We start from the raw sequence: 24,193 nt of genomic DNA on the forward strand, positions 1-24,193 counted from the left end.
ACTTGCGCATAAAAACGTATTTTTGCGCCCACGTATGAATACTACACAAGCGCCAGCGGCCTCGCTGCAAGATATTATCGCTCACGCCAAAGAATATGGCTTTGTCTTCCCATCTTCCGAAATTTACGATGGGCTACAGGCCGTGTACGACTACGGTCAGAATGGCGTCGAACTCAAGAATAACCTCAAAACGCTGTGGTGGAAGGCCATGACCCAACTCCACGACAACGTGGTGGGAATCGATGCGGCCATCTTCATGCACCCGCTCACCTGGAAAGCGTCGGGGCACGTCGATTCGTTCAACGACCCGATGATCGACAACCGCGATTCGAAGAAACGCTACCGGGCCGATCAGCTCATCGAGCTGAAAGCCGAAGAATACGAAAAAGCGGGGGATGAAGCACGCGGTCAGGCGCTGCGCAACGAACTGGGCCGCTTGCAAAGTGCCGATGATATGGAAGGACTTCGAAACCTGATCATCGAAGAAGGCATCAAAGACCCGGTTTCGGGAACGGCCAACTGGACGGAAGTACGCCAGTTCAACCTGATGTTCTCGACCCAGGTCGGTTCGGTGGCCGAAGACGCCAGCCTGATTTACCTCCGTCCGGAAACGGCGCAGGGCATTTTCGTCAACTTCCTGAATGTGCAGAAAACCGGCCGGATGAAGGTTCCGTTCGGGATTGCGCAGATCGGGAAAGCCTTTCGGAATGAGATCGTGGCCCGGCAGTTTACCTTCCGGATGCGCGAATTCGAGCAGATGGAAATGCAGTTTTTCGTGCGGCCTGGTACCGAAATGGCCTGGTATGAACGGTGGCGCGACACCCGGATGAAGTTCCACCAGGCGCTGGGCTTACCGGCCAAAAAACTCAAGTTCCACATCCACGAAAAATTGGCGCACTATGCCAATGCCGCCGTGGATATCGAGTACGAATTTCCGTTCGGTTTCCGCGAAATGGAAGGGATTCACTCGCGCACCGATTTCGATCTGAAGTCGCACCAGGAGCTGAGTAAAAAGAAACAACAGTATTTCGATAACGACATCGACGAAGCCACCGGCAAACCCTACGGCAACTACATTCCGTACGTGGTCGAAACCTCGGTGGGCGCAGATCGGCTTTTCCTGGCTACGTTCTGCAATGCCTTTACAAAGGAAACCGTAGGCGAGGGTGATCAGCAGAAAGAGCGGACGTACCTGAAGCTGCACCCGGCTCTGGCTCCTGTGAAGGTAGCCGTGTTCCCGCTGGTGCGCAAGGATGGACTTCCCGAAAAAGCGGAGGCTATTGTCAAAAGCCTGCGGTCGGAGTTCCGGGTAATCTACGAAGAGCGCGATGCCATCGGCAAACGCTATACCCGGCAGGACCTGATCGGTACACCTTTCTGCATTGCCGTCGATTACCAGACCCTCGAGGATGATACGGTTACGATCCGCTACCGCGATACAACCGAACAGATCCGGATTCCAATCAGTGAGCTGAAAGCACGCATCGGGCAGGAGGTGTCGATGGAGCGTATTCTAGAACAGTTATAGAGACTAGGAGATTCTAACAAAAAACACCGGGCGCCCGGTGTTTTTTGTTTTAGTGATCCCTGAGTCGGGCCGGCTGTGTGTAGTGTCGACTGTCCCGATCGGCGCTGCAAAGAAAAACGGCCGTGTACCCGGATTATAAAGCGTATTCATTGGCAAAGTTGATCAGTTCGGCCAGGCTCGAAATATTCAGCTTCCGGTAAATATTTTTCCGGTGCGATTTGACGGTTTCGAAGCTGATAAACAACTGGTCGGCAATCTGCTGACTCGACAACCCCTGATGGATCAGACTGATGATTTTCACCTCGGTCGGGGTGAGTTTGTAGTGGCTGATGAAGACGTTGTTCTCGAAGTGCGGTCGGGCTGGTAGAGCCGGAAAATGAGTTTCGCCAGCGTAGACCCGCTCGATGACGCGCAGAATGGTTTCGGCCCGCTCGCTTTTCAGCAGATACCCCGACACGCCAATGCTGCGGCATTCGTCGATCAACTTCTGGTAATCGTACATCGTCAGCATGATGATACGTACATCGGGATAGGAATCGATAATCTGTCGTGCGCACTCAATGCCATTGACCTGCGGAAGATTGATATCCAGTAGCACCACATCGGGCTGATACTGGCTGATGGCCGGTAGCACCTCGTCGCCCTGGAAAACCTGTCCGACGACGGTTACCGACGACTGAGGGGTATCAAGCTGTAAGACTAACCCATCACTGAACAGGGCGTGGTCGTCAACCAGCAGCAGGCGAATTTCCGGTAGATTCTTCATTGGATTTGGGAGGATAGGGTATATCTAAACGGATGGTCGTACCCGCCGGGCCGCTATCGATGGCCACCGAACCGTTCAGACTTCTTATTCTCGAATGTACATTTTTTAACCCAATCCCCCGGCTATTTTTTACTGGCTGAGTGTCCATACCGCGCCCATTGTCTTCGACGGTAATGTTCAGGTGTTGTTCGTAATAAACCAGTTGAATGACGGCCTCGCTGGCCCGGCTGTGCCGAACAATGTTCTGCATCAAACTCTGAACGGTGCGGTACACAATCAGATCAGCCGATGAACTGAGCGGGACCACGCCATCTGAGCACAAGAATAGGAACCGAATGCCTGATGCGGTTTCCAGCCGCCGGGCCACCTCAGCCAGCGCGTCGGGCAATCCCAGATCGTGCAGGTCGAGGGGAAGCAGATTGTGCGAAACCATCCGTACGTCGGTGATGATTTTGTCCAGCAGATGCTCGGCGTCGGAATTCTGGCCCAGTTTGCCGCGCAGGGCCACCAGACTGGTTCCAATGTCGTCGTGCAGATCGGCGGCCAGCCGACGGCGCTCGGTTTCCTGAGCGGCAATCACTTCTTTCTGGGCTTTATCCAACTGAGTCAGGGTTTCGGCCCGCTCGTCGATCAGTTGCCTGACGGCACCCACACCCAGCACGATAATCTCGAACAAAGGCGCATAGTACCGGGCGTAATAGTGCCAATCCTGCGTTTCGATCAGATCGGCGCTATCTAAAACCCGCAGGAGAATAATGATCAGCAAAGGGGTTATGGCGATCAAATAAAAGCGTGCTTCCTGACTGCCACGGGCGAGGCTAACCAGTAAACTAAAGAATATGAAGCTGGCCGTTAAGCCCGTCAGTAGTAACGCTATGTCGGCCGAATGATCCTGGAAGGGAGTGATCAGTAAATAGCCAAACCAGGCGGACTGGATGGCTATAACGACGTAGTTTGCCTGGATCAGCCAGGGTGTCGGTTTGGGCAACCGCTTGTACACATATTGCCTGGTAAACAGCAGGTTCGCGACCCAGCCGAAAGCAACCCCAACCGCGTACCCCTTGATCTGGTTGAACGGCGCAACGGCATAATGGGCCAGAAACCCTTCGATGTTCAGGTTGTAAATGACGGTGCCCAGTGCATGGCCGGCGTAGAATAGCCAGAGCAGCCGGGACGAGAATAGGAACAGGACAAAGCTGGCCAGGGCCAATACCAATAGGGCGGCTGCCGGAATGAGAAAGAGAAGCGTGTCGGTCGACGTGCGTATTTCGTAGGCCGCTTTCTCCGAGATGCGTACCGGTGTAATCAACGTGCCGCTATGTTCCTGCGCCCGGATGTATATGCGTACCGATTCATACGGTCCTAAATCGAGTGGAAATGCAAAATAACGGGAGGGTAAGGCCCGCTGCCAGATCGGAACGCGCCAACTATCATGTTCAATTGCGCGGACGATTTTTTGCCCGCGCTGGACGTAAAAACTCATTTCGTCGGCATACACGATGTCGATATCAACGACAAATTGCCGGGCGCCGGCTGAGTTGTTCTGGCAGGTAAACGTAAGCCAGTGACTCAGGCCGTCGGTTCCGAAATTTGGGTAGCTGGTGTGAGCCGGATGGAACCTGTTCAAATCCAGCTGATGAATCGAAAGGGCGTTGGTCGAGTCGGTATAGATCGTCAGGCAGCTTGACAGGTACGCATGCTCAAACAGCCGATCCATGCGCAGGCAAGGCTGTGCCCAGACGCTGCCGGAAAGCAGGAAAAAAAGCAGGCATAAGTATAGATGGCGCATGAGCCGCGGTCAGCCAGATAGATGGGTCGGATCAGTTCTACAAAAAAACGGAAAATAGCGAACCGAAAAATCCCCCGATTGGGGGATGGTGCATACCTGCGGAATTGATGAGCTTTGTCGAATTCACCCGATTCTATCCACGCCATTTCAGATGTTCAGTTGATTGAATTGACAGTCAACTGCTTATGTAATCAGTCCCACCGTGCTGACCTCAGGGGATAAACGAGCCATATTCAGGTTCCGACAACCCTGGGGTCAGTACCTTTTCTTAACCTAAACTTTATCATGAAAACCACACAAACTCTATTGTTGATCCTGTTGATCGGCTCCTGCTGTTTTGGGCAGAGTAAGCCCACTGCCCGTATGATGGCTAAACCCGGTGAAGAGGTTTGGGTATGGGCTTACTCTGTCAAGGCCGATAAGCGGAAACAGTACGAACATTTTGTTCATGACATTTTCTGGCCGGGAGCCAGCAAACTTCCGGCTGCCGAGCAACGCGTTTTTCGGCAGACTCGGGTGATGCATCCGGCTCAGGCCAGCGCCAATGGGTCGTATACGTATCTGTTCATCATGGACCCACTGATCAAAGGCGCAGATTACTATATCGAATCGCTCATCAAAAAGATGTATGGCCCTAAACAGGGGGCGGAGCATTATAAATTGTTCGAAGGAGCGCTGGCTGGTAAAGATGTCGGCTATAAAGTTCTCCAGTCGAAAGATTAAGACCGAAACGCCAAAGACAAAACCCAGTGACAAGCCAAACATTTTGCGGCTGATCACTGGGTTTTATGTTTCGGACAAGAGCGAAATACTAAGCTTCGCCGATCAGCATCAATGCGCCGACCGTAACGTTCGAGGTTTCATCGATCAGGATAGCCCCACCGGTTGCCCGGTTTTTCTGGTACGGATCGAAGCTAATGGGTTGCGCCGTACGCAGTACAACTTTCGCCAGATCGTTTAATTTCAGGCTGTCGACGCCTTCCGTTTCTTCGTAGGTGTTGACGTTCAACTGGTAGGCGATTTCCCGCACCGAGCAGCGTGTCCGGAACGTCCCTACATGCAGAATATACTTATTTCCGGCTTTAAACTCTTTGGCGTCCATCCAGCACAGCATGGCTTCCACAGTCTGGCTGCTAATGGGGCGGTTGTTGGAACGCACGATCAGATCGCCCCGGCTGATATCGACATCGGTCGCTAGATGCATGACAACGGACATGGGCGTTGCGGCTTCGTTCAGGTGTTTTTCTGCGATCTCGATAGCGTCGATGGTTGAGGTTTCGCCCGAAGGAAGCACCGTGATCGTATCGCCTTTACGAAACAGACCGCTGGTAATTTTGCCCGCGTACCCGCGATAATCGTGCAGTTCGGCAGTTTGCGGACGAATGACGTACTGGACGGGGAATCGCGCCGGATGATGCTCTTCGGTGACGCCGTCGACGTCATCGTTGATGGCTACCGTTTCGAGATGTTCGAGTAGGGTAGGCCCATCGTACCAGGGCATGGTCGCCGAGCGGTCGACGACGTTGTCGCCATTGAGCGCGCTCATCGGAATGTAGGTTACCTGATGGACGTTCAGCTTCTTGGCCAGTTCGGCGTAATGAATGCAGATATCCGAAAAGACATCCTGCGAGTGCCCAACCAGGTCCATTTTATTGACCGCCACCACGATGTGCGGAATCCCCAGCAACGACGCAATGAGCGAATGCCGACGAGTTTGCTCAACCACCCCGTGGCGGGCATCGACCAGCACGATGGCCAACTGGCAGTTCGAGGCCCCGGTCACCATGTTGCGGGTGTACTGAATGTGTCCGGGTGCATCGACAATGATAAACTTGCGCTTCGGCGTCTGGAAGTACCGATAGGCTACATCGATGGTAATCCCCTGTTCGCGCTCCGAGCGTAAGCCGTCGGTGAGCAGGGCCAGGTCGATTTCGCCGTCGTCGCGGCTTTTGCTGGCCCGCTCGATGGCTTCGAGCTGATCGGCCAGAATAGATTTAGAGTCGTAAAGGAGCCGCCCGATGAGCGTGCTTTTGCCGTCGTCAACCGATCCGGCGGTAATAAAACGAAGAAGATCCATTTATTGAATGTATAATGAATAATGGGAAATGGATAACGTTTGTCGTATCCACTGTGCATTGTTCATTTTGCATTGTACATTATTCATTACTCAAAAATAGCCACCTTTCTTGCGGTCTTCCATGGCGGCTTCGGAGAGCTGGTCGTCCATGCGGGTTTCGCCCCGTTCGGAGATGCGCGTCGCCTGAATTTCGTCGATGACCGCGTCCAGTGTATCGGCCTGCGATTCGGAGGCTGCCGTGCAGGAAATGTCGCCAACCGTACGGAAACGCACCCGGCGGGTGACGATCTGATCGTCGGCTTCGGGTTTGATAACCCCACCCGCCGTAGCCATCAGCTTACCGTCGCGGATCAGCAGTTCACGCTCATGGGCGAAGTAGATGCTGGGTAACTCGATTTTTTCCCGGCGAATGTAATTCCAGACGTCGAGCTCGGTCCAGTTCGAAATGGGGAACACCCGGACATTCTCGCCTTTGTGAATCCGACCGTTGTAGAGATTCCAGAGTTCCGGACGCTGCCGTTTGGGGTCCCAGGAACCGAACTCATCGCGCACCGAAAAGACCCGCTCTTTGGCCCGCGCTTTTTCCTCATCCCGACGTGCCCCACCGATGCAGGCATCGAATTCGAACTCTTCGATAGCGTCGAGCAACGTGAAGGTCTGCAGGCCATTGCGGGTTGCATTCCGGCCCGTGGGCTCTTTCAGTTTCTTCTCTCGTATTGTATCTTCTACGTAACGGACGATGAGTTTTTCGCCAATCCGTTCGGCCAGATTGTCACGATAGTCGAGGGCTTCCTGAAAATTATGACCTGTATCGACGTGCAGGAGCGGAAACGGAAATTTGCCAGGACGAAACGCTTTTAGCGCCAGGTGTACCAGCGTGATGGAATCCTTGCCGCCCGAAAACAGCAGGGCCGGGCGTTCGAACTGGCCTGCTACCTCCCGCATGATGTGGATGGCCTCCGATTCGAGCTGATCTAGATAATCTAATTTCATTGTCATTTTGTCGTCATGCAGATCATTGAACAGTGGCTTAACGATCTGAACTCATCTATGTCCAGCCTACTAATTTATGGCTTAAACGCTTCTTCGTGTGTATGCAGGCCGCACTCTTTTTTCGAGTTGTCTTCCCACCACCAGCGTCCGGCGCGGAAATCCTCGCCGGGTTGAATAGCCCGGGTGCAGGGCTGGCAGCCGATGCTTACGAAACCCCGGTCGTGCAGTGGGTTGTAGGGTACGTTATGCTCTTTGACGTACTGTTTTACCTGCTCAAAATCCCAGTTCATCAGCGGGTGGAATTTGAAAAGTTGATGCGCATCGTCCCACTCCAATTGCGTCATGCTCTGCCGGTTGGCCGATTGATCGGCCCGAATACCCGTGATCCAGACTTTGTTTCCTTTCAAGGCCCGGTTCAGAGGTTCGACTTTGCGAATGCCACAGCATTCCTTCCGGTTCTCCACGGAATCGTACATGCTGTACGGTCCTTTGCCCGTCATCAGTTTTTCAACCGCGTCGGCCTGGGGGAAGTACGTCTCGATTTTGGCGCCGTACCGGTCGTTGGTTTTCTTCCAGACCGAATAGGTTTCCGAGAACATCCGGCCTGTATCGAGGGTGAAAATTTTAATCGGAATGTCGTTGGCCAGAATCAGGTCGGTAATCACCTGATCTTCGTAACCCAGGCTGGTGGAAAAAATGACCTCGTCTGGAAACAGGTCGGCCAGAGTACGTAAAGCCTCGACATTGCTCAGACCGTGTAGTTGCCCGGTCAGGCTTTCGAGCGTGTGGGAAGTTGGTTCGGCAATCATAATTTGTACCACGGACTTCAGTCCGTATTTTACGGGGTCACTCACGGATTGAAGTCCGCGATACCTTTATTTTAACACGACCACCTTGCCAGTTTTGGCCGACTGGCGGGCTGCGTCCAGAATTTCCATGACGATTACGTTGTTCTCTAATGACGTTAATTCGTCGGGTTTAGTTTCTCCGTGAATGAGTTTCGCCAGGTAAGCAAACGGGTCGGCTGCGGGTGCGTCGGTTTGGGTTGCTTCGGCGGTCTGCTCATTTTTTTCGTCTTTCAGCCGAATGCGCATCCGGCTGCCATCAACCGTGAAGACGTAGCCTGTCTGGCCGTAGACTTCCATGTCTTTGCGGGCAAACGGCCAGTTCCACGATGCCTGAATAATGGTCTGAGTTTTGGGATAGGTTACGATGATCGTCGCTTCGTCGTCTACTTTCGGGTAGATGTCGGGCTTGATCTGCTGCGTAACTGCCATGACTGAGAGCGGACGCTGGTTATGCATGAGCCAGGTCGAGAGGTTAGCCCCGTAACAGCCGAAATCAAACAGCGCGCCCGCACCGTTCGTGATGGGGTCGGTCAGCCAATCCAGAAACTCTTTATTGACATTGATTTCCTTCGGACCCTGGTGACCGTCGTGAACCACAATTTTTCGTATGTCGCCAATGGATTTCTCCTTGTTCGCGATGGCATACGCCTTGTGGTTGCTGCCATACCAGGTGGTCTCGTAGTTAGTCAGCAGTTGAATCTTATGCTTCTTGGCGAGCGCTTCCATCTGCTTCGCATCGGCAAAACTGGTGGCCAGCGGTTTTTCAACCATGACATGGATGCCGCGAGGGGCGCAAAGCTCCACGGTTTTCTTATGATCGACAATCTGACCAAAGTCCGTTACGGCTTCGGGCTTGGTTTTGTCGAGCATCTCAGCAACGGTCGGATAGACCAGGCTCATGGGATAGCCATGTTGTTTCGCGAATCGCTCGGCCAGCTCACGGTTCGGTTCCGCAATGCCTACGATCTCGATGTCCGTCTGGCCCGTCTGCTTGTAAACCTTGTTCAGAATCCCATGGACGTGGGAATGCACCAGGCCAACCACGCCCACCCGAAGCGGTTTTTTTACGGACTGACCCTTGGTTAGATGAGTCAGTAGCAGCAATCCGAGAACGACGTAACGAGCAGCAGTCATGTTTTGGTTATTTATATAGGTCAGGATTAATCCAGATTACGTCAACGAACTGCCCATGTAAATGATCGAAGTCTTTATCAGTTGTGATGAGTGTAGAACCCGATAAGGAAGCGGAAGCTGCAATCCACAGGTCGTTTTTGACCATATTACGGGACGACACGGAAATCGGCCAACCAGCTAGTTTGTTCTGACTGAAGGCATCTATATCCGCATAGCGCTGGATGATTGCATCGTCATTTATACCTGCCCGTTGATACTCTGCCAGTAAGTTTGTTAAGCTGCTTTGGCGGACAAGTCCCCACTTATTTTGCTGCGCTATTGACCATAATTCCCCTTCTGAAACTACCGAAACGAATATTTCATTATCGTCGGTTAAATCCAAAATTTCGGAAATAGCTTGGGCTACAGCATTTCGTCGGACAAACCCAAGGACAATATTTGTGTCAAAAAAATACCTCATTTACCAATCATTGACACCAGCTCGTCCCACGACTCTTGTATATCCATCTCTTTTGCAATTTCCTGGATGCGTTCAATGTTCAGACCTTTACGGATGGGCCTCTCTGTTTTAGGAGGAACTCCCGTCAGGATGCCTTTTAGCTTCATGTTGAAATAGGTCGGAGCCAGATCGGCTAAAGAAGCGGCTTCCTCTAGGGTTATACTCCCTTTCTCATACAGAGAACGGGCCAACTCCCAACGGGCCAGATTTGGTTCGACTGAGTCGGGAAGATTAACCGTTAGCGTGTTCATTCTGTCGTCCGTTTTTACTTTATAAAACGTCTCATGGTAATTCAGTTCATTACCTTTCAGAGTCAGCGTCGCCACTGATTCAGAAAGGCGACTTGGGCATCAGGCTACTTTCTCCTTAATGGCCTCCGCCGATTTTTCAATGGCCTGGGTAAAGTCTTCGATCAGATCCTCGATGGCTTCGAGCCCTACGGAAATGCGAATCAGGCCTGGAGTAATACCCAGAGCTGCTTTCTCGTCGGGTTTCAGCTTGGCGTGCGTGGTCGTGTTGGGGTTCGTAACGATGGTGCGGGAGTCACCCAGGTTGGACGAAAGCGTCGGAATCGTTAAGGCATCAAAAAACGCTTTCACCCGTTCAAAACCGCCTTCCAGTTCAATCGTCACGATAGCTCCACCTGCGTGCATCTGCCGTTTGGCTAGCTCGTATTGCGGATGGGAGGGAAGGAACGGGTACAATACACGCTCTACATCGGCATGGGCGTCCAGCGCTTCGGCCAGTTGCAGGGCGTTGCGGCAGTGACGTTCCATCCGCAAGTCCAGCGTCTCCAGGCTCTTCGACAAAACCCAGGCATTGAACGGCGACAGCGACGGACCGGTATGCCGTGCAAAGAACCGGATCGGCTGAATCAGATCAGCCCGGCCGACCACAATGCCGCCCAGTACACGTCCCTGCCCGTCCATGTATTTCGTGGCCGAATGGACTGACAGGTCGGCGCCAAAATCGATGGGTGTTTGCAGAATGGGCGTCGCAAAGCAGTTGTCGACGTTCAGAATAAACCCGTATTTCTGCTTCAAGCGGGCCAGCATGTCCAGGTCGACTAGTTCGAGGCCAGGGTTTGACGGGGTTTCCAGATACACCATTTTGGCGACCGGCTTTCCGGGGGTAGGCTGGATGGCCGCTTCCCACTCGGCTTCAGTAGCCGTCGCATCGACATACGTATGGGTAATACCCCACTTGCTCAGGATCTGCGTGATGATCTGATGGGCAGATCCGAAGAGAGCCCGGCAAGCTACCAGGTGATCGCCCGACTTGAGCAATCCCGCCATACTCGCAAAGACCGCAGCCATCCCGGTGCCAGTTGCAATCCCGTCTTCCGCATTTTCGAGCATGCATACCTTCTCGACAAACTCCGACACGTTGGGGTTGGAGAAACGCGAATAAATATTACCTTCTTCGGTTTCTTCGAACAAGGCTTTTCCCTGCTCGGCACTTTCGAACGCAAAACTCGATGTCAGGTAAAGCGGAACGGAGTGTTCGCGGTTGAGCGACTTGGCCGTCTGGATACGAATGGCTTTGGTTTGTTTTTTCATAGACTTATTTCGACAGGATTAACAGGATATACAGGATTTTAAAGCAACAACAGCAGCAATCCTATACCTCCTGTTAATCCTGTCAGAAAAATTTAATAATCTTCCGCAAACTTACGAGGATGATCACAATTCCGACTAAAATCATCATGGTTTTCACCGGTAGCTTTTGTGCCAGGCGGGCCGCAATCGGCGCGGCAATCATACCGCCCAGGATCAGTCCCAGGATAACCATGCCATAATTGTCCAGTCCAGCGTAGAGCGCAAAGACCACCGATGAGGCAAACGAAACGAAAAATTCAGCCAGGTTGACTGAGCCGATCGTGTAGCGCGGGTGCCGACCGGCAGCAATCAGGGTAGAGTTGACGATAGGGCCCCAGCCGCCCCCGCCGATGGCATCGACGAAACCACCGAACCAGGCCAGCAGACCAATCTGCCGGACGGGCTTTTTCTTCTGATTTTTAGCCAGCGCCTTCTTCAGAATCAAAATACCCAGAATAGCGGTATAGACCGATATAGCCGGCGACAGGTAGTTCGCGATTGCTTCCATATTCGCCAGCTTCGTGATCAGAAATGCGCCCAGAGCAGCCCCAATGACACCCGGAATCAAGACGATTTTAAACAGCCGGCTGTTGACGTTCCCGAACTTGAGGTGCATGTAGCCCGATACACCACTCGTGAAAATTTCGGAACTATGAACGCTGGCCGTAGCAAAAACCGGGCTGATTCCAACGCTCGTCAGGAAGGTAGTGGCCGTGACGCCATAGGCCATACCCAGCGCACCGTCGATCATCTGCGCTACGAACCCAGCCATGATGAAGTAAAAAATGTCGGGTGTAATGTCGACCGCGTTGGCAATCAGGGTCAGCCGGTCGAAGGTGAAATAGCTGAAGAGCAGATGACCTACGATCATGAGGGCCAGGGCGGCAAACACGTAAATCGCGATTTCGGTACGATTCCGGCGTCGGAGCAGGAGCTGCGACTGACCCGTCTGGATAGTGGCCGTTGGGAAAGCCGTTCGTAAGGCATCGGCTTGCTCGGCAGCATTTTTACCCTGGAGGCTGACAGTTAATCCGCTGAGGTCGATCTCAGGTTGCAAAGGCAACAGCGTAGCAGTAGCCGGTTCGGTGGGGGAAATTATCGGTTTTTGCACAAGGTATAATGTCTATCGACTTAATGGATTAATTTTCTTATGAAAAACGGCACTCACGTGTGCCGCTTGCCTTCAGATAATTTCAGACCAGTAACGCCCAGGCTGTTACAAAAGTGCGACAAAGATAAGCTGGATATAGGAAAGAATCCAAGAAATGGACACAAACTACGTCAATCTATAAGCCGCGCCAACGATTTTAATCCAGGCTTCGCCAAGGCAACTTATGGCAAAGCGGCATACCAGATCCAAAGAATGTAGACGGGTTGGAACAATAGCCTGGACCAGACGTACCAGGGTTTAGCAGGCAGACCACCCGGTGGCGGCAGCTTGTTGACGGCTACGTTGATGTTGGCGGGAAAAACAGCGATCAGCATCAGAATCAGTCCCCAGGCTGCCGGAACGCGGGTTTCTGGTGTGAGTAGTCCAAGACCGAGTATAAGTTCGCCAACGCCCGATACCAGCACCAGCAGCCGGGCGTTGGGCAGAAATTCAGGTACCATGTATATCAGTTGCTCGGGTTTGCGCAGGTGCGACAGGCCAATCAGCACAAACATCGCCGTAGCGGCCAGCAGTGCATCGTGATGAAGATTGAGCAGATAAGTGCTTTGAGTAAGCCGGCCAATTCCGTATAGCAGCGCCCCGATACTCAGTAAACCCAGAAAGAAAGCCATAATCGTTTGTATTTGTTGAATGATGGGCCAAAGTTCCGGCGGGCGCAGGGACGATCCACTAACAAATGTTAGGAAATCAAACCTCCCGGCGGATACGGCTGAGGCTTTCAGGTTCGATTCCCAGGTACGAAGCCAGGTGCCGAACCGATATGGTCTGCACCAAAACTGGGTTCTGGTTTAGCAACTGAACGTACCGCTGCCTGGCGTTACTGGTCAGGAACTGTATTTCCCGGCGCGTTTTCCGGAGGAAAGCCTGCTCGGCAATGAGTCGCCCGATGCGCTCGGCCCGGTGCGACTCGTCGTATAACTTCAGCAGGTCTGTATGGCTGAAGCGCAATAGTTGCACGTCGGTCAGTGCCTGAACAGTGAAAACCGTGGGCTGACCCGTCAGAAAAGACGAATAGGCCGACACGAAGTCATTGCTAAACACAAAATCGAACGAAATATCTTTCCCATCCTCATTCATAAACAGGCGCACCAGTCCCTCGTCGATGTAATAGATGTAGCGTTCCACCTGCCCGGCCTGAATCAGATACTCATTTTTTCGATACGTAACGGGTTCGACAATCGAGGTGAAAAGCGCCCAGTCGTCATCGGTCTGGGTCATAAAAGTGTCGAAACGCTGGCGAAGTCGATCGAGGCTGTTCATGAAGCAAGATAACCAGGAGAGTCAAAAGGCAAAAGCGGGTGTCGAACTCAGCCGACGCCCGCTTTACACATTCTGTGGTTGGTTAGGTTACTGGCTGGCTTCTCCCGCCATTGGGTCGGCCGTCCCGTCGGGATCACCCGTGACGGCACCGTGCGTTGGCAGGTTGCTACCGCGGATATACAACAGACCCGCCACGTGGGGAGCCGCCATCGAGGTGCCGCTTAAGGTGGCATATTTACCCTCTTTATAGGTCGACGTAATCCGAACGCCATAGGCGCACACATCCACGCTGCTGCCGTAATTCGAGAAGGAGGCAAATTGGTTCTGGTTGTTCATCGCCGATACGGTAAAGACGTTGGCATGGTTCAGCCGTGCGGGCGAATAGCTGTCGGCATTTTTGCCGTCGTTCCCGGCGGCAATGGCAAACAGAATTCCTGCATTGGCCGCCTGCGTTATGGCCCGTTCGAGCGTCGCCGAGGTGCCTTCACCACCGAGGCTCAGATTCACGACATCGCCCGCTTTCCCGTTCTGGGTCACATAATTGACCGCCTGGATAATTCCCGAAAGCCGGCCATCGCCCTCATCGTCGAGCACCCGGAGCGAAACCAGCGTAGCCCCGGAAGCAATGCCCGTTACACCAATGGTGTTGTTTTTAGCTCCGATGATTCCAGCCACATGGGTTCCATGGCCGTTTTCGTCGTCGGCGGATGCGTTGCCGCTGATAAACGACTTACTGCGGCTGGCATCCACGTTGAGGTCTGGGTGGTCCAGATCAATGCCGGTATCGATGATCCAGGCTGTTTTGCCCGTTTGCAGGTCACCGCGGCCATACCCCGTCTGTTTGACGTTCCAGGTAATCGTCGATGAGGTTGTGACGTCGACGCAGTTGCAGATCGACATAGTCCGGTCGGGTTCGACCAGCTCGACGGATGGGTCCTGCTGTAATGTTTTCGACTCGCTCTCGGTCAGTTGCGCCAGAAAGGTGGTCTGCTCTCCCGATGCCAGCACCGATACCTGCGGATTCGCCATCTGATACGTCGTCAGAAACTGTTTGGCCGCGGCTTCGGCGGCAGCCACCCGAGCGCCCGAAGCCGTTGGCAATGTCTGGGTCGGTTTATAGGTAATGATATAGGAGCCCGCAATGGCTACGCCACTGGTGGAAGAGGCCTTGACCAGGCAATCGGTTGACAGGCTGGTCGGTTCAATGTTACTGTCGGACTGGCAACCGAACAAGCCAAGACCAATCAGGGCGACGTTGGAAAGCGTCGCGAGCTTGAGAAAACGTCGCATAGAATACGTACAAAAACTACGAGTAGAAAACAGGAAAATCGTAGATGATCACGCCATGCGCAGGGGAAGTCGGTCGGTATTTAGCTATACGTAAAAAACGAAATGGCTGTTGCGCATCGTGTCGATTTCCGGCTATTTTTCTCCGGAAAGCGGGAGGAAAACAACCCGTCCAGCGGCTGGGAACCGGGTTTCTGCAATCGGGGTTCCATAGCGCCGGTAAAAGGCAGTGACCTGCTGAGGAGATAACAAATCAGGGTATAGATTGATCCCCGCAAAGTGGTTTTTCCGCAGGAAATTGTCCAGAAACAACCAGTCCTGATCCGTGAAGATACGGTCGGATTTTAACAGCCGCGGCCAGCCGTCGCGCAGAAACGGTTGAATCTGATTGGGATGGAGCCGTCCGAAATATTGACCGACCCCGCTTTTGTCGTAGAATCGCCGGAAGGTAAACACCGCATTCTGCTGCTCATAATATGGACAAAGCCCTTCGGCCGCTCCGACGCCGTCGCCCCCGACCGTACAAAATGGCCAGTCGAGTACCGCTATGCCTGGTTGAGTCCGCACGACCGCGCAGTAGCGCAGTACACTATCCGACACGACGCTCGTTGAATAAAATAACCGCTGGTAATAGCCCGTCGTCCATTCCGCACCCATCAGCCCGAGCAGAAACAGCATAGCTGCCCGACCCCGCTGCGACCGCGGCCACTGGACCGATAAGGCCAGCAGACAGAACAGCACCGGATACACCAGCGTAGCCCGGCCACCGTGTCGGTTGAAGCTAAACCAGGGAAAAAGCTTAAGCGTCGGGAAAGCCACCGGGTGATACAGCAAACAAAGCACCAGCATCAGCACGATAGGCAACCACAGCGTCACCCGATGCCGAATATGCCAGAGACCGATACCGGCCAGCAGGGTTAGGTACAGGCCCGGACTGCCCTGTCCGTAGCTCTCGAAGGTATCGTGCAGCCAGCGTTGATACGGAACCGAGTAGCTATCCAGTTGGGGAAGGTAAGGTAGCAACAGGCGTACCGGATGTGACCAGGCCCGCATTTCGGGTACCGCGTTAAAATCGAATTGCCAGGCCGTAAAGGCGATTTGCAGGGTTAGAGGCAGGTACAGATACAAACTGATCAGGAGCAGTAGCAGCCAGCATAAAACCCCCGTTTTATGTTGACGGAACTGCTTCTGTATATAGTCCCTAACCAGTGTGAAGCCATTAGTCAGGGGGCTGGTAGCCAGAGCGGAGCTGTGCTGGCGATAAAGCACGACGGCCAGAACGGGAACGGTCAGCGTCGTAAACGTCAGGGCAAACCCGGCGACGTAGCCCAGTTCCTGCCCCAGAATCTGGGCGTGTAGCCACATCCAGAATAGCACGTAGGGCAGCGAAACGGTTTTTTTCTGCACCACATCATACAGCAGCCGGTACGTGGCAACCATGCAGACCGTCGTCCAGTGGCCTACACCGACATTCATATGTACCGGAAATTTCCAGAGAGCGTAAAAATTGAAAATAGAAACGACTAGCCCGGCTACGAAAGATTTGGCAATACCGAAGCGGGGTTGCAGCAGCACAAACGTGCCAAGAGCGGCTACCAGCAATGTATAGAGGTAGTAGGACTGCAGGTAAGGCCCCGCTCCACCAAATAAAATAGAACAGAGTCGATACCAGTAGTCGCGCTCGAAGCCCCAGTCCAGAAACACCTGATTGGTACCATACGGGTAAAAGGTTTGCGTGTTGACCAGCCGGAGATGCGGAAACGGACTGAACAAAAGGTTTTTTGTAAAGAAATAACCGACGTATTCAAACTGATCCGTGTCGTTGCCATCGGAAAGCGGATGGCTAAAATCGCCGATCACCCAGCTTCCCAGTCCAGCAACCAGTATGGCTAAGACGCTGAACCAAAGCCAGTTGACTGGCTGGTTGCCGGCCGTAAGGGTAGTTTGCGAAGAACGCCGGGCAGACGAGCGGAACAGATTCATTGGGGGCTTATGAGTTCGTCGATGGTGCGGATAGGCAAAAGTCTCTGTAAACGGCTATTTTTGCAATCTCAATAGAGAATGAATAATGAAAAATGAATAATGTAGAATAAAAAGAGCTGGCTAAACGGCTTTTACACTACACGACTCATTATTCATTATCCATTGTTCATTATCCATTATCAATGACTCATGGCTGACTACAACCACCGCGAAACTGAAAAAAAATGGCAACAGTTTTGGGACGACCACCATACCTATAAACCCGACGAACCCCAGCAGGCGGAGGCAACCGGCAAACCCAAATACTACGTCCTCGATATGTTCCCGTATCCGTCGGGCGCTGGTCTGCACGTGGGGCACCCGCTGGGGTATATTGCGTCGGACATCGTGGCACGGTATAAGCGTCTGAAGGGCTACAACGTACTGCACCCGATGGGTTTCGACTCGTTCGGACTGCCCGCCGAACAATACGCCATTCAGACGGGGCAGCACCCGGCCATCACAACCGCGCAGAACCGTGAGCGGTATATCGAACAGCTAAAAAACATTGGTTTCAGCTTCGACTGGAGCCGCGAAGTCCGGACGTCTGATCCGGCCTATTATAAATGGACGCAGTGGATTTTCATGGAACTGTTCCGGTCGTGGTACAACAAAGACACCGACCGGGCCGAACCCATCGAAACCCTGCTGGAGAAATTTGCGACTAACGGTACGACCGACGTAAATGCCGTGTGCGATGAGGATACACCGACCTTCACAGCCGCCGAGTGGAACGCCATGTCGATGCGCGAATCTTACGAAATCACCCTGAAATACCGCTTAACCTATCTGGCCGATGCGGTCGTGAACTGGTGCGCGGCTCTCGGTACGGTACTGGCCAACGACGAGGTGAAAGACGGTGTATCGGAGCGGGGTGGCTATCCGGTCGAGCAGAAGCTGATGCGGCAGTGGATGATGCGCATCACGGCCTACGCCGACCGGCTGCTGACCGGGCTGGATACCATCGATTGGACCGAGTCGCTGAAAGAGCAGCAACGTAACTGGATTGGCAAGAGCGTGGGCGCATCCGTGAAGTTTGCGGTCGAGAACTCGCCGGCCACGATCGAGGTCTTCACCACCCGCGTCGACACCATTTATGGAGTTACGTTTATGGTGCTGGCTCCGGAACATGAGCTGGTGCCGCAACTGACCACGCCCGGACAGCGCGAAGCCGTAGACGCTTACGTGAATGCCGCGAAAATGCGTTCCGAGCGCGACCGGATGGCCGAAACCAAAGCGGTGTCGGGCGTATTTACGGGGAGCTACTGCCTGAATCCGGTGAACGGCGAGAAAGTACCGATCTACCTGGCCGATTACGTACTGGCGGGCTACGGTACCGGGGCGGTCATGGCCGTTCCGTCCGGCGATCAGCGCGACTGGAACTTTGCGAGGCATTTCGGCCTGCCGATCATTCCGATCCTGGATGCGCAGAAGGACATCGACCAGCAGGCAGACAACACCAAAGAAGGGCGTTATATCAACTCGGGCATCATCGACGGCATGACCTATCAGCAGGCGACCCCCGCGCTGATTTCGTGGCTGGAAGATGGCGGTCTGGGCCGGGGTAAAATCAACTATCGCATGCGCGATGCCGTGTTCAGTCGCCAGCGCTACTGGGGCGAACCAGTGCCGGTGTACTTCAAAGACGGTCTGCCGTATCTGATCGATGAGAGCGCGCTGCCGCTGGAGTTGCCCGCCATCGACAAATACCTGCCGACGGAAACCGGCGAACCCCCGCTGGGTCGCGCGGAAGGCTGGAAGTACAAGGGTGAGTTTGAGTATGAACTGAGCACCATGCCCGGCTGGGCGGGTTCGTCGTGGTACTGGTACCGCTACATGGACCCGAACAATGAAGGCGTGTTCGCCAGCAAACCGGCGATCGCCTACTGGCAGAACGTAGACCTCTACATTGGTGGCACCGAACACGCTACGGGCCACCTGCTCTACAGCCGTTTCTGGAATAAATTCCTGAAAGATCGGGGTTACGTGCCGCAGGAAGAGCCGTTCAAAAAGCTCATCAACCAGGGCATGATTCAGGGGCGGAGCAATTTTGTGTACCGGGTAAAAGGCACCGGTGTTGAAGGAGTACCACCGGTTTTTGTGTCGCTGAATCAGATTAACGGCACAGAAGTAACGCCCTTGCACGTCGATGTGAACATCGTTGAAAATGACGTACTGAATATTGAAGCCTTCAGAGAATGGGGTAGTTGGTTTGCCAAAAGCCCTGATGGTCTTCCCGCCGAGTTCATTTTGGAGCCGGATGGTCGTTACATCGTCGGGGCAGAAGTGGAAAAAATGTCAAAAGCTAAGTTCAATGTCGTCAACCCGGACGTTATCGTCGAGAAATATGGCGCCGACGTACTAAGGCTGTACGAAATGTTCCTGGGACCGCTGGATCAGGCCAAACCCTGGAACACCAACGGCATCGACGGCGTGTATCGCTTCATTCGCAAGTTCTGGCGGTTGTTCTACAAAGACAATGTGGCCGGAGCATCGGATGCCGGTACAAACACCTGGCTCGTAACGGACGAAGCACCGACACCCGCTGAGCTGAAGATTCTGCACAAAGCCATTCAGAAAGCAGAAAGCGACATTGAAACCTATTCGTTCAACACGTCGGTAAGTGCGTTTATGGTCTGTGTCAATGAGTTGAGTACGCTGAACTGCCACAAGCGGGCGATTTTGCAGGACCTGGTGCTGATTCTGTCGCCGTACGCGCCCCACATTACGGAAGAACTGTGGGCAGCTCTGGGCAACGAACCCGGTACGATCTCGAAAGCGAAGTTTCCTGTTTTCAACCCGAATTACCTGGTCGAGGATGCGTTCGAGTATCCGATTCAGATCAACGGGAAAGTGCGCACCACCATCAGTTTTGCCATCGACCGGGCGCCCACCGAGATCGAGCGCGAGGTGCTGGCCGACGAAATCGTGCAGAAGTGGCTCGACGGCAAAGCACCCAAGAAAGTCGTCGTCGTCCCGAAGCGGATCGTCAACGTAGTTATCTGATAAACGAAGCGGGGGCGGTTGAAAAACCGCCCCCGCTTCGTTTAAGTCTATATCGTTTCGCTTAGGACTCCGACTGGGCAAATAGCGTATTAACGCTGATCAGAAAATTTGGTAAGACGGGAACTGCGGAACAGATATCGTCGCCGAGACAAATGGCTACCTGCTTCCGGGATGAATACACATAAACGACTTCCTGATCGGGAAAGATGTTCCAGACTACCTGAACGCCTGCTTTAAAGTATTCAGCGATTTTTTCTTCGATTCGGTAGGCCTGATCCGTTTCCGACAGAATCTCGATCACAAACGCCGGGATAACGTCTTCCCCTTGGCGGCCTCGCTGGGTTTGTTCGTAAGTGAAGTAGGCAATATCTGGTCGGCGCATTTGGATCGCTGTCAGCATCACATCCGGCTCAGCCATGAGCATCCCCTGTTCGTGGTAGTCTTTTTTAACGAATAATTTATTCAAACCGCCGTAAATAAAGTACTGCCTCTTCTTCATGCCTGAAAACCGAATGATATCCCCGTTGTTCCATTCATATTTGAAGCCATCATTGGGTTCCCAATTCATGAATGCTTCGAACGTCTGAGGAAGTACTGGATTTGGCACGTGTACCATGACGATTATTGTTTGAGCGAAGATAAGACTAAAACAGGATGCATTCGTAACACAATTAAGGTAAAGCTTTCTGATTGAACCGGTTACTTAGTCCCTTCTAGATTTATACAAAGCAGAAGAAAGCCTAGGCCGCTACAGCTTGAGAAACCTCTGTGGCCAGCGCATCACGGACCTCCGCTGTCAGGGTCAGGGAGTACTTGCGGGCTTCCTGATCGTAGATCGGCGCGCTGATGATCAGCTCGTCGGCCTGCGTTTGCTGAAGAATTTCCGCCAGTTTGCGCTGAACCGTCTTAGGCGAACCCACCGCTGAGAAACGCAATGCCTGCTCGACATTGAACTGCTCAAATTCAGACCAGAGCGAGTCCATACTTTCGACGGGCGGCTGCATCTGACGCGCTTTGCCCCGGCTGATCGCCAGAAACTGCTGCTTCATGGAGGTGAACAACCGTTCGGCTTCCCGGTCCGTATCGGCGGCAATGACATTGACGGCGACCATCGCGTAGGGGGTCGTTAGCTGCGCCGAGGGCTTAAACCGGGTTCGGTATGTCTGCAGGGCATTCAGCAATTCTTTGGGCGCAAAGTGCGACGCAAACGCGTACGGCAACCCGAGCATAGCGGCCAACTGGGCTCCGAACAAACTGGAGCCTAGAATCCAGATCGGAATGTTCAGACCATTGCCCGGCACTGCCTGAATAAACTGATTCGTATCGTCGGGCTGAAAATACTGCTGTAATTCAACCACATCCTGCGGGAAGGTGTCGGGTCCGGTCGTGTTCCGGCGCAGGGCGCGGGCCGTCATCTGATCGGAGCCGGGCGCGCGGCCCAGACCCAGGTCGATGCGGCCGGGGTAGAGCGATTCAAGCGTACCGAACTGTTCGGCGATGACCAGGGGCGAGTGGTTCGGGAGCATGATTCCGCCCGACCCGACGCGAATGGTTTTTGTGCCACCGGCCACGTAGCCGATCACGATTGAGGTAGCCGCACTGGCTACGCCCGGCATGTTGTGGTGTTCGGCCAGCCAGAACCGGTTGTAGCCCAGTTGTTCGGCGTGTTGGGCCAGATCGAGCGTATTGTGTAAGGCCTGGGTAGGGGTGCTTCCCGCAACAATAGGCGATAGGTCAAGAATTGAAAAGGGAATCATCGTCCGCAATTGTTGAATAAGTTGAGGATGTTAACCTCCCGGATGCGTAGAAAGCAGGCTGGATTCAACGTACCTTTGTAACGTTTATCAACAAGACACCGGCGTCGAACAGTTCCTGAAGGACAGTTCAGAAAACGGCTTTATCGGGTCGGGTTAGCTTATTATGATACGTACCTACGTTTACCTGCTCGGGGTATACGGGCTTCTGACCGCCTGCGCTCCTCAAGCGACTACGAATCTTTCAGGGAGCAAAGCGGCTGATTTTTTCCACTATAAACCCAACCAGGCCCCGCTGATTTCGGTGCACCGGGGCGGGGGCGATCTGAAAGGGTATCCCGAAAACTGCATCGAGTCGTTTGCGTACGTGGCCCAACAGATCGGTTCGTCGGCTCATCCGGCTATTATCGAATGCGATATCGATCTCACCAAAGACAGCGTGATGGTGATGATGCACGATGCTACCCTCGACCGGACCACGAACGGAACGGGCAGACTCATCGACAAAACGTACGCGGAGTTGGGGGCTTATCGGCTGGAAGACAACCAGGGAAACGTGACACCCTACAAAATCCCGACCCTGGAAGAAGTGCTGCGCTGGGGCAAAAATAAAGCGACCTTTACCCTCGACGTCAAGCGAAACGTGTCCTTTGCCAAAGTGGTCGACATGGTGCACAAAACCGGTGCCGACCGCTACGTCGCCGTTATCACTTACAACGCGCAGGATGCGGCCAGACTGCACCAGCTCGACCCGAACCTGATGATATCGGTCACGATCCGCAACCAGGACGAATACAACCGACTGCACGAACTGGGCGTGCCCGACAACCGCATGGTGGCGTTTGTAGGTGTAAAAGAGCCCGACGCCGACTTGTACCAGTTTCTGCACCAGAAAGGCATCGCGACCATTCTCGGTACGCTGGGTAACCTCGACAAGCAGGCGGCCGCCAAAGGTGACCCGGTCTATAAAACATTCGTTCAGCACGGAGCTGACATCCTGAGCACCGACCGACCGCTGGAAATGGCGAACGTGCTGTACAAATAAGACGGGTAGGTTCCTGCTTTCAGATGCTTTCAAGTAGCGCGGCTTTTTGGTCGTGGTACAGTCGCTTTCATGAACAATTACCGCTGGCGGATTATAGCTCTGCTGTTTCTGGCAACCACGATCAACTACGTGGATCGTCAGGTGCTGTCGTTCGTCATGACCGACGCGGGTTTTAAGAAAACAATCCTGGGGCTGGCGCCCAACGCGCTACTGACCGACGAGCACCTGAAACTGTTCCGGATTCAGATGGGCCTGATCGACTCGGCCTTTAAAGCAACGTATGCCATTGGTTTTCTATTGATTGGCTGGCTGATCGACCGGGTGGGTACCAAAAAAGGTTTCTCCATCGGGATGGCCGTCTGGAGTGCGGCCAGCATCGTGTCCGGATTTATTTCGACGGCGGGGCAGTTTGCGTTCGTGCGGGCGGTGCTGGGCCTGGGCGAAGCGGCCAACTTCCCGTCGGCTATGAAAGCCATTGCCGAATGGTTTCCAAAGCGGGAGCGCTCGACAGCGACGGGTATCCTGAACGCTGGCTCGAACATGGGGGTGATCACGACGGCCCTGCTGATTCCGATCCTGATGCAGCAGTTTGGCTGGCGGGGAGCTTTTCTGATTTCGGCGGTCCTGGGGGTGTTGATGCTGGTGATCTGGCTGGTCCAGTATGCCCGGCCCGAATCGACGGGAGCGCTGTCGGAAGCCGAGTTTCAGTACATTACCGAAGGACGGGCCGAGTCGGATAAGTCGGAGCAACTGACCCGGTATTCGTGGTTCGAACTGGGCCGGTATCGCCAAACCTGGGCTTTCTGTTTCGGCAAAATCTTCGCCGATCCAGTCTGGTTCTTTTACCTGACCTGGCTTCCCGATTTCCTGATCACCAACAACCAGCTCGACCGGAAACTGGACCTGAAAAACTTCGGAATTCCCTTTCTCATCATCTACCTCATTTCTGATCTGGGTAGTATTTTCTTTGGATGGCTGGCCACCACTCTCATGAAACGGGGCTGGACCGAAAACAAAGCGCGCAAGCTGACTCTATTGATCTGTGCGCTTTCCGTTACGCCGATTTACCTCATTCCGTCCGTACACAGCTTTGCCGGGGTGGTGGCCTTACTGGCGCTGGCCATGGCAGCCCATCAGGGTTGGTCGACGAACGTGTATGCCATGTCGGCCACACTGTTTCCCAGCGGCTCGGTGGCTACGGTGGCCGGTATGGGCGGGTTTCTGGGTGGGTTGGTCAGCATGGTGGTAGCGGCCGCCACCGGCTATATTGTAGCGGCTTTCGGCTACAAACCCATGTTTATCTTTGCCAGTTTTTCGTACCTGATTGGCCTGATGGTTATTCACCTGACCCTACCGGCGCTTCGACCCGTCGAGACGAAGAAGGGGCACTTGCCGGCAGTGGTTTAACTAAATTTC

At 53.7% G+C, this 24,193-nt stretch carries 21 protein-coding genes; 5 read left to right on the forward strand and 16 right to left on the reverse strand.

The genetic code is table 11. The features are described 5' to 3' along the window. The first annotated feature begins 34 nt into the window (after positions 1–34). Entirely contained in the window at positions 35–1,528 is a 1,494-nt protein-coding gene (locus ACYVC2_RS04850) for a glycine--tRNA ligase (RefSeq protein ID WP_461101167.1), read from the forward strand. 133 nt (positions 1,529–1,661) lie between these two features. Here ACYVC2_RS04850 and ACYVC2_RS04855 read toward each other — a convergent pair whose 3' ends face one another. Continuing rightward, on the reverse strand, positions 1,662–2,294 hold the full coding sequence (locus tag ACYVC2_RS04855; protein WP_461101168.1) for a response regulator: 633 nt from the start codon (positions 2,292–2,294) through the stop codon (positions 1,662–1,664). Continuing rightward, a complete protein-coding gene (locus ACYVC2_RS04860; protein ID WP_461101169.1) occupies positions 2,257–4,083 on the reverse strand; it encodes a sensor histidine kinase in 1,827 nt (608 codons plus the stop codon). The genes ACYVC2_RS04855 and ACYVC2_RS04860 overlap by 38 nt, the downstream gene beginning before the upstream one ends. Before the next feature lie 285 nt (positions 4,084–4,368). Here ACYVC2_RS04860 and ACYVC2_RS04865 point away from each other — a divergent pair, with 285 nt between their 5' ends. Further along, positions 4,369–4,806 carry a hypothetical protein gene (locus tag ACYVC2_RS04865; protein ID WP_461101170.1) on the forward strand — a complete coding sequence of 146 codons (438 nt, stop codon included), beginning with the start codon at positions 4,369–4,371 and terminating at the stop codon, positions 4,804–4,806. An 88-nt stretch (positions 4,807–4,894) separates the two neighbouring features. Here ACYVC2_RS04865 and ACYVC2_RS04870 read toward each other — a convergent pair whose 3' ends face one another. From ACYVC2_RS04870 to ACYVC2_RS04925, 12 genes are all read right to left on the reverse strand, one after another. After that, the gene (locus ACYVC2_RS04870) at positions 4,895–6,160 is read right to left on the reverse strand and encodes a sulfate adenylyltransferase subunit 1 (RefSeq protein WP_461101171.1); all 1,266 of its coding nucleotides are present in this window, start codon (positions 6,158–6,160) and stop codon (positions 4,895–4,897) included. Positions 6,161–6,250: 90 nt separating this feature from the next. Beyond that, positions 6,251–7,159 (reverse strand): sulfate adenylyltransferase subunit CysD, encoded by a 909-nt coding sequence (gene cysD, locus ACYVC2_RS04875; RefSeq protein WP_461101172.1) that lies wholly within the window; start codon positions 7,157–7,159, stop codon positions 6,251–6,253. Positions 7,160–7,227: 68 nt separating this feature from the next. Next, positions 7,228–7,962, reverse strand: a complete 735-nt coding sequence (locus ACYVC2_RS04880; RefSeq protein ID WP_461101173.1) for a phosphoadenylyl-sulfate reductase — start codon at positions 7,960–7,962, stop codon at positions 7,228–7,230. 66 nt (positions 7,963–8,028) lie between these two features. After that, positions 8,029–9,135 (reverse strand): Gfo/Idh/MocA family protein, encoded by a 1,107-nt coding sequence (locus tag ACYVC2_RS04885; RefSeq protein WP_461101174.1) that lies wholly within the window; start codon positions 9,133–9,135, stop codon positions 8,029–8,031. A 7-nt stretch (positions 9,136–9,142) separates the two neighbouring features. Further along, entirely contained in the window at positions 9,143–9,595 is a 453-nt protein-coding gene (locus tag ACYVC2_RS04890; RefSeq protein WP_461101175.1) for a type II toxin-antitoxin system VapC family toxin, read from the reverse strand. After that, positions 9,592–9,885 carry a hypothetical protein gene (locus ACYVC2_RS04895; RefSeq protein WP_461101176.1) on the reverse strand — a complete coding sequence of 98 codons (294 nt, stop codon included), beginning with the start codon at positions 9,883–9,885 and terminating at the stop codon, positions 9,592–9,594. The genes ACYVC2_RS04890 and ACYVC2_RS04895 overlap by 4 nt, the downstream gene beginning before the upstream one ends. A gap of 99 nt (positions 9,886–9,984) precedes the next feature. Beyond that, positions 9,985–11,193: a trans-sulfuration enzyme family protein gene (locus tag ACYVC2_RS04900; protein ID WP_461101177.1), complete on the reverse strand. Its 1,209-nt coding sequence runs from the start codon at positions 11,191–11,193 to the stop codon at positions 9,985–9,987. 82 nt (positions 11,194–11,275) lie between these two features. After that, positions 11,276–12,343, reverse strand: coding sequence for a sulfite exporter TauE/SafE family protein (locus ACYVC2_RS04905; protein ID WP_461101178.1), 1,068 nt, complete (start codon positions 12,341–12,343; stop codon positions 11,276–11,278). Between the two features lie 221 nt (positions 12,344–12,564). Next, entirely contained in the window at positions 12,565–13,014 is a 450-nt protein-coding gene (locus ACYVC2_RS04910; RefSeq protein WP_461101179.1) for a DoxX family protein, read from the reverse strand. A 76-nt stretch (positions 13,015–13,090) separates the two neighbouring features. Further along, entirely contained in the window at positions 13,091–13,663 is a 573-nt protein-coding gene (locus ACYVC2_RS04915) for a Crp/Fnr family transcriptional regulator (protein ID WP_461101180.1), read from the reverse strand. A gap of 87 nt (positions 13,664–13,750) precedes the next feature. Continuing rightward, a complete protein-coding gene (locus ACYVC2_RS04920; protein WP_461101181.1) occupies positions 13,751–14,953 on the reverse strand; it encodes a S8 family peptidase in 1,203 nt (400 codons plus the stop codon). A 132-nt stretch (positions 14,954–15,085) separates the two neighbouring features. Beyond that, complete coding sequence (locus ACYVC2_RS04925; RefSeq protein ID WP_461101182.1) at positions 15,086–16,933, reverse strand: hypothetical protein; 1,848 nt, start codon at positions 16,931–16,933, stop codon at positions 15,086–15,088. A 189-nt stretch (positions 16,934–17,122) separates the two neighbouring features. Between ACYVC2_RS04925 and leuS the strand changes: the two genes are divergently transcribed. Next, positions 17,123–19,978 carry a leucine--tRNA ligase gene (leuS, locus tag ACYVC2_RS04930; RefSeq protein ID WP_461101183.1) on the forward strand — a complete coding sequence of 952 codons (2,856 nt, stop codon included), beginning with the start codon at positions 17,123–17,125 and terminating at the stop codon, positions 19,976–19,978. Between the two features lie 61 nt (positions 19,979–20,039). On the opposite strand, the gene ACYVC2_RS04935 is transcribed toward leuS, so the two are convergent. Together ACYVC2_RS04935 and ACYVC2_RS04940 are read right to left on the reverse strand one after the other, a co-directional pair. After that, positions 20,040–20,594: a Uma2 family endonuclease gene (locus ACYVC2_RS04935; protein ID WP_461101184.1), complete on the reverse strand. Its 555-nt coding sequence runs from the start codon at positions 20,592–20,594 to the stop codon at positions 20,040–20,042. Between the two features lie 124 nt (positions 20,595–20,718). After that, the gene (locus ACYVC2_RS04940) at positions 20,719–21,735 is read right to left on the reverse strand and encodes an LLM class flavin-dependent oxidoreductase (RefSeq protein WP_461101185.1); all 1,017 of its coding nucleotides are present in this window, start codon (positions 21,733–21,735) and stop codon (positions 20,719–20,721) included. 163 nt (positions 21,736–21,898) lie between these two features. Between ACYVC2_RS04940 and ACYVC2_RS04945 the strand changes: the two genes are divergently transcribed. Both ACYVC2_RS04945 and ACYVC2_RS04950 read left to right on the forward strand, forming a co-directional pair. Continuing rightward, positions 21,899–22,777, forward strand: coding sequence for a glycerophosphodiester phosphodiesterase family protein (locus ACYVC2_RS04945; RefSeq protein ID WP_461101186.1), 879 nt, complete (start codon positions 21,899–21,901; stop codon positions 22,775–22,777). Positions 22,778–22,846: 69 nt separating this feature from the next. Next, a complete protein-coding gene (locus ACYVC2_RS04950; protein WP_461101187.1) occupies positions 22,847–24,184 on the forward strand; it encodes an MFS transporter in 1,338 nt (445 codons plus the stop codon). The last annotated feature ends 9 nt before the right edge of the window (positions 24,185–24,193 follow it).

This window comes from Spirosoma koreense, from assembly GCF_054777875.1.

Bases quoted from the DNA above. Each gene is read 5' to 3' on its own strand.
- leuS (WP_461101183.1), top strand. From the start codon at position 17,123: ATGGCTGACTACAACCACCGCGAAACTGAAAAAAAATGGCAACAGTTT.
- ACYVC2_RS04945 (WP_461101186.1), top strand. From the start codon at position 21,899: ATGATACGTACCTACGTTTACCTGCTCGGGGTATACGGGCTTCTGACC.
- ACYVC2_RS04890 (WP_461101175.1), bottom strand. From the start codon at position 9,595: ATGAGGTATTTTTTTGACACAAATATTGTCCTTGGGTTTGTCCGACGA.
- ACYVC2_RS04880 (WP_461101173.1), bottom strand. From the start codon at position 7,962: ATGATTGCCGAACCAACTTCCCACACGCTCGAAAGCCTGACCGGGCAA.
- ACYVC2_RS04925 (WP_461101182.1), bottom strand. From the start codon at position 16,933: ATGAATCTGTTCCGCTCGTCTGCCCGGCGTTCTTCGCAAACTACCCTT.
- ACYVC2_RS04910 (WP_461101179.1), bottom strand. From the start codon at position 13,014: ATGGCTTTCTTTCTGGGTTTACTGAGTATCGGGGCGCTGCTATACGGA.
- ACYVC2_RS04900 (WP_461101177.1), bottom strand. From the start codon at position 11,193: ATGAAAAAACAAACCAAAGCCATTCGTATCCAGACGGCCAAGTCGCTC.
- ACYVC2_RS04855 (WP_461101168.1), bottom strand. From the start codon at position 2,294: ATGAAGAATCTACCGGAAATTCGCCTGCTGCTGGTTGACGACCACGCC.
- ACYVC2_RS04865 (WP_461101170.1), top strand. From the start codon at position 4,369: ATGAAAACCACACAAACTCTATTGTTGATCCTGTTGATCGGCTCCTGC.
- ACYVC2_RS04885 (WP_461101174.1), bottom strand. From the start codon at position 9,135: ATGACTGCTGCTCGTTACGTCGTTCTCGGATTGCTGCTACTGACTCAT.
- ACYVC2_RS04920 (WP_461101181.1), bottom strand. From the start codon at position 14,953: ATGCGACGTTTTCTCAAGCTCGCGACGCTTTCCAACGTCGCCCTGATT.
- ACYVC2_RS04850 (WP_461101167.1), top strand. From the start codon at position 35: ATGAATACTACACAAGCGCCAGCGGCCTCGCTGCAAGATATTATCGCT.
- ACYVC2_RS04940 (WP_461101185.1), bottom strand. From the start codon at position 21,735: ATGATTCCCTTTTCAATTCTTGACCTATCGCCTATTGTTGCGGGAAGC.
- ACYVC2_RS04950 (WP_461101187.1), top strand. From the start codon at position 22,847: ATGAACAATTACCGCTGGCGGATTATAGCTCTGCTGTTTCTGGCAACC.
- ACYVC2_RS04860 (WP_461101169.1), bottom strand. From the start codon at position 4,083: ATGCGCCATCTATACTTATGCCTGCTTTTTTTCCTGCTTTCCGGCAGC.
- ACYVC2_RS04915 (WP_461101180.1), bottom strand. From the start codon at position 13,663: ATGAACAGCCTCGATCGACTTCGCCAGCGTTTCGACACTTTTATGACC.
- ACYVC2_RS04895 (WP_461101176.1), bottom strand. From the start codon at position 9,885: ATGAACACGCTAACGGTTAATCTTCCCGACTCAGTCGAACCAAATCTG.
- ACYVC2_RS04870 (WP_461101171.1), bottom strand. From the start codon at position 6,160: ATGGATCTTCTTCGTTTTATTACCGCCGGATCGGTTGACGACGGCAAA.
- ACYVC2_RS04935 (WP_461101184.1), bottom strand. From the start codon at position 20,594: ATGGTACACGTGCCAAATCCAGTACTTCCTCAGACGTTCGAAGCATTC.
- cysD (WP_461101172.1), bottom strand. From the start codon at position 7,159: ATGACAATGAAATTAGATTATCTAGATCAGCTCGAATCGGAGGCCATC.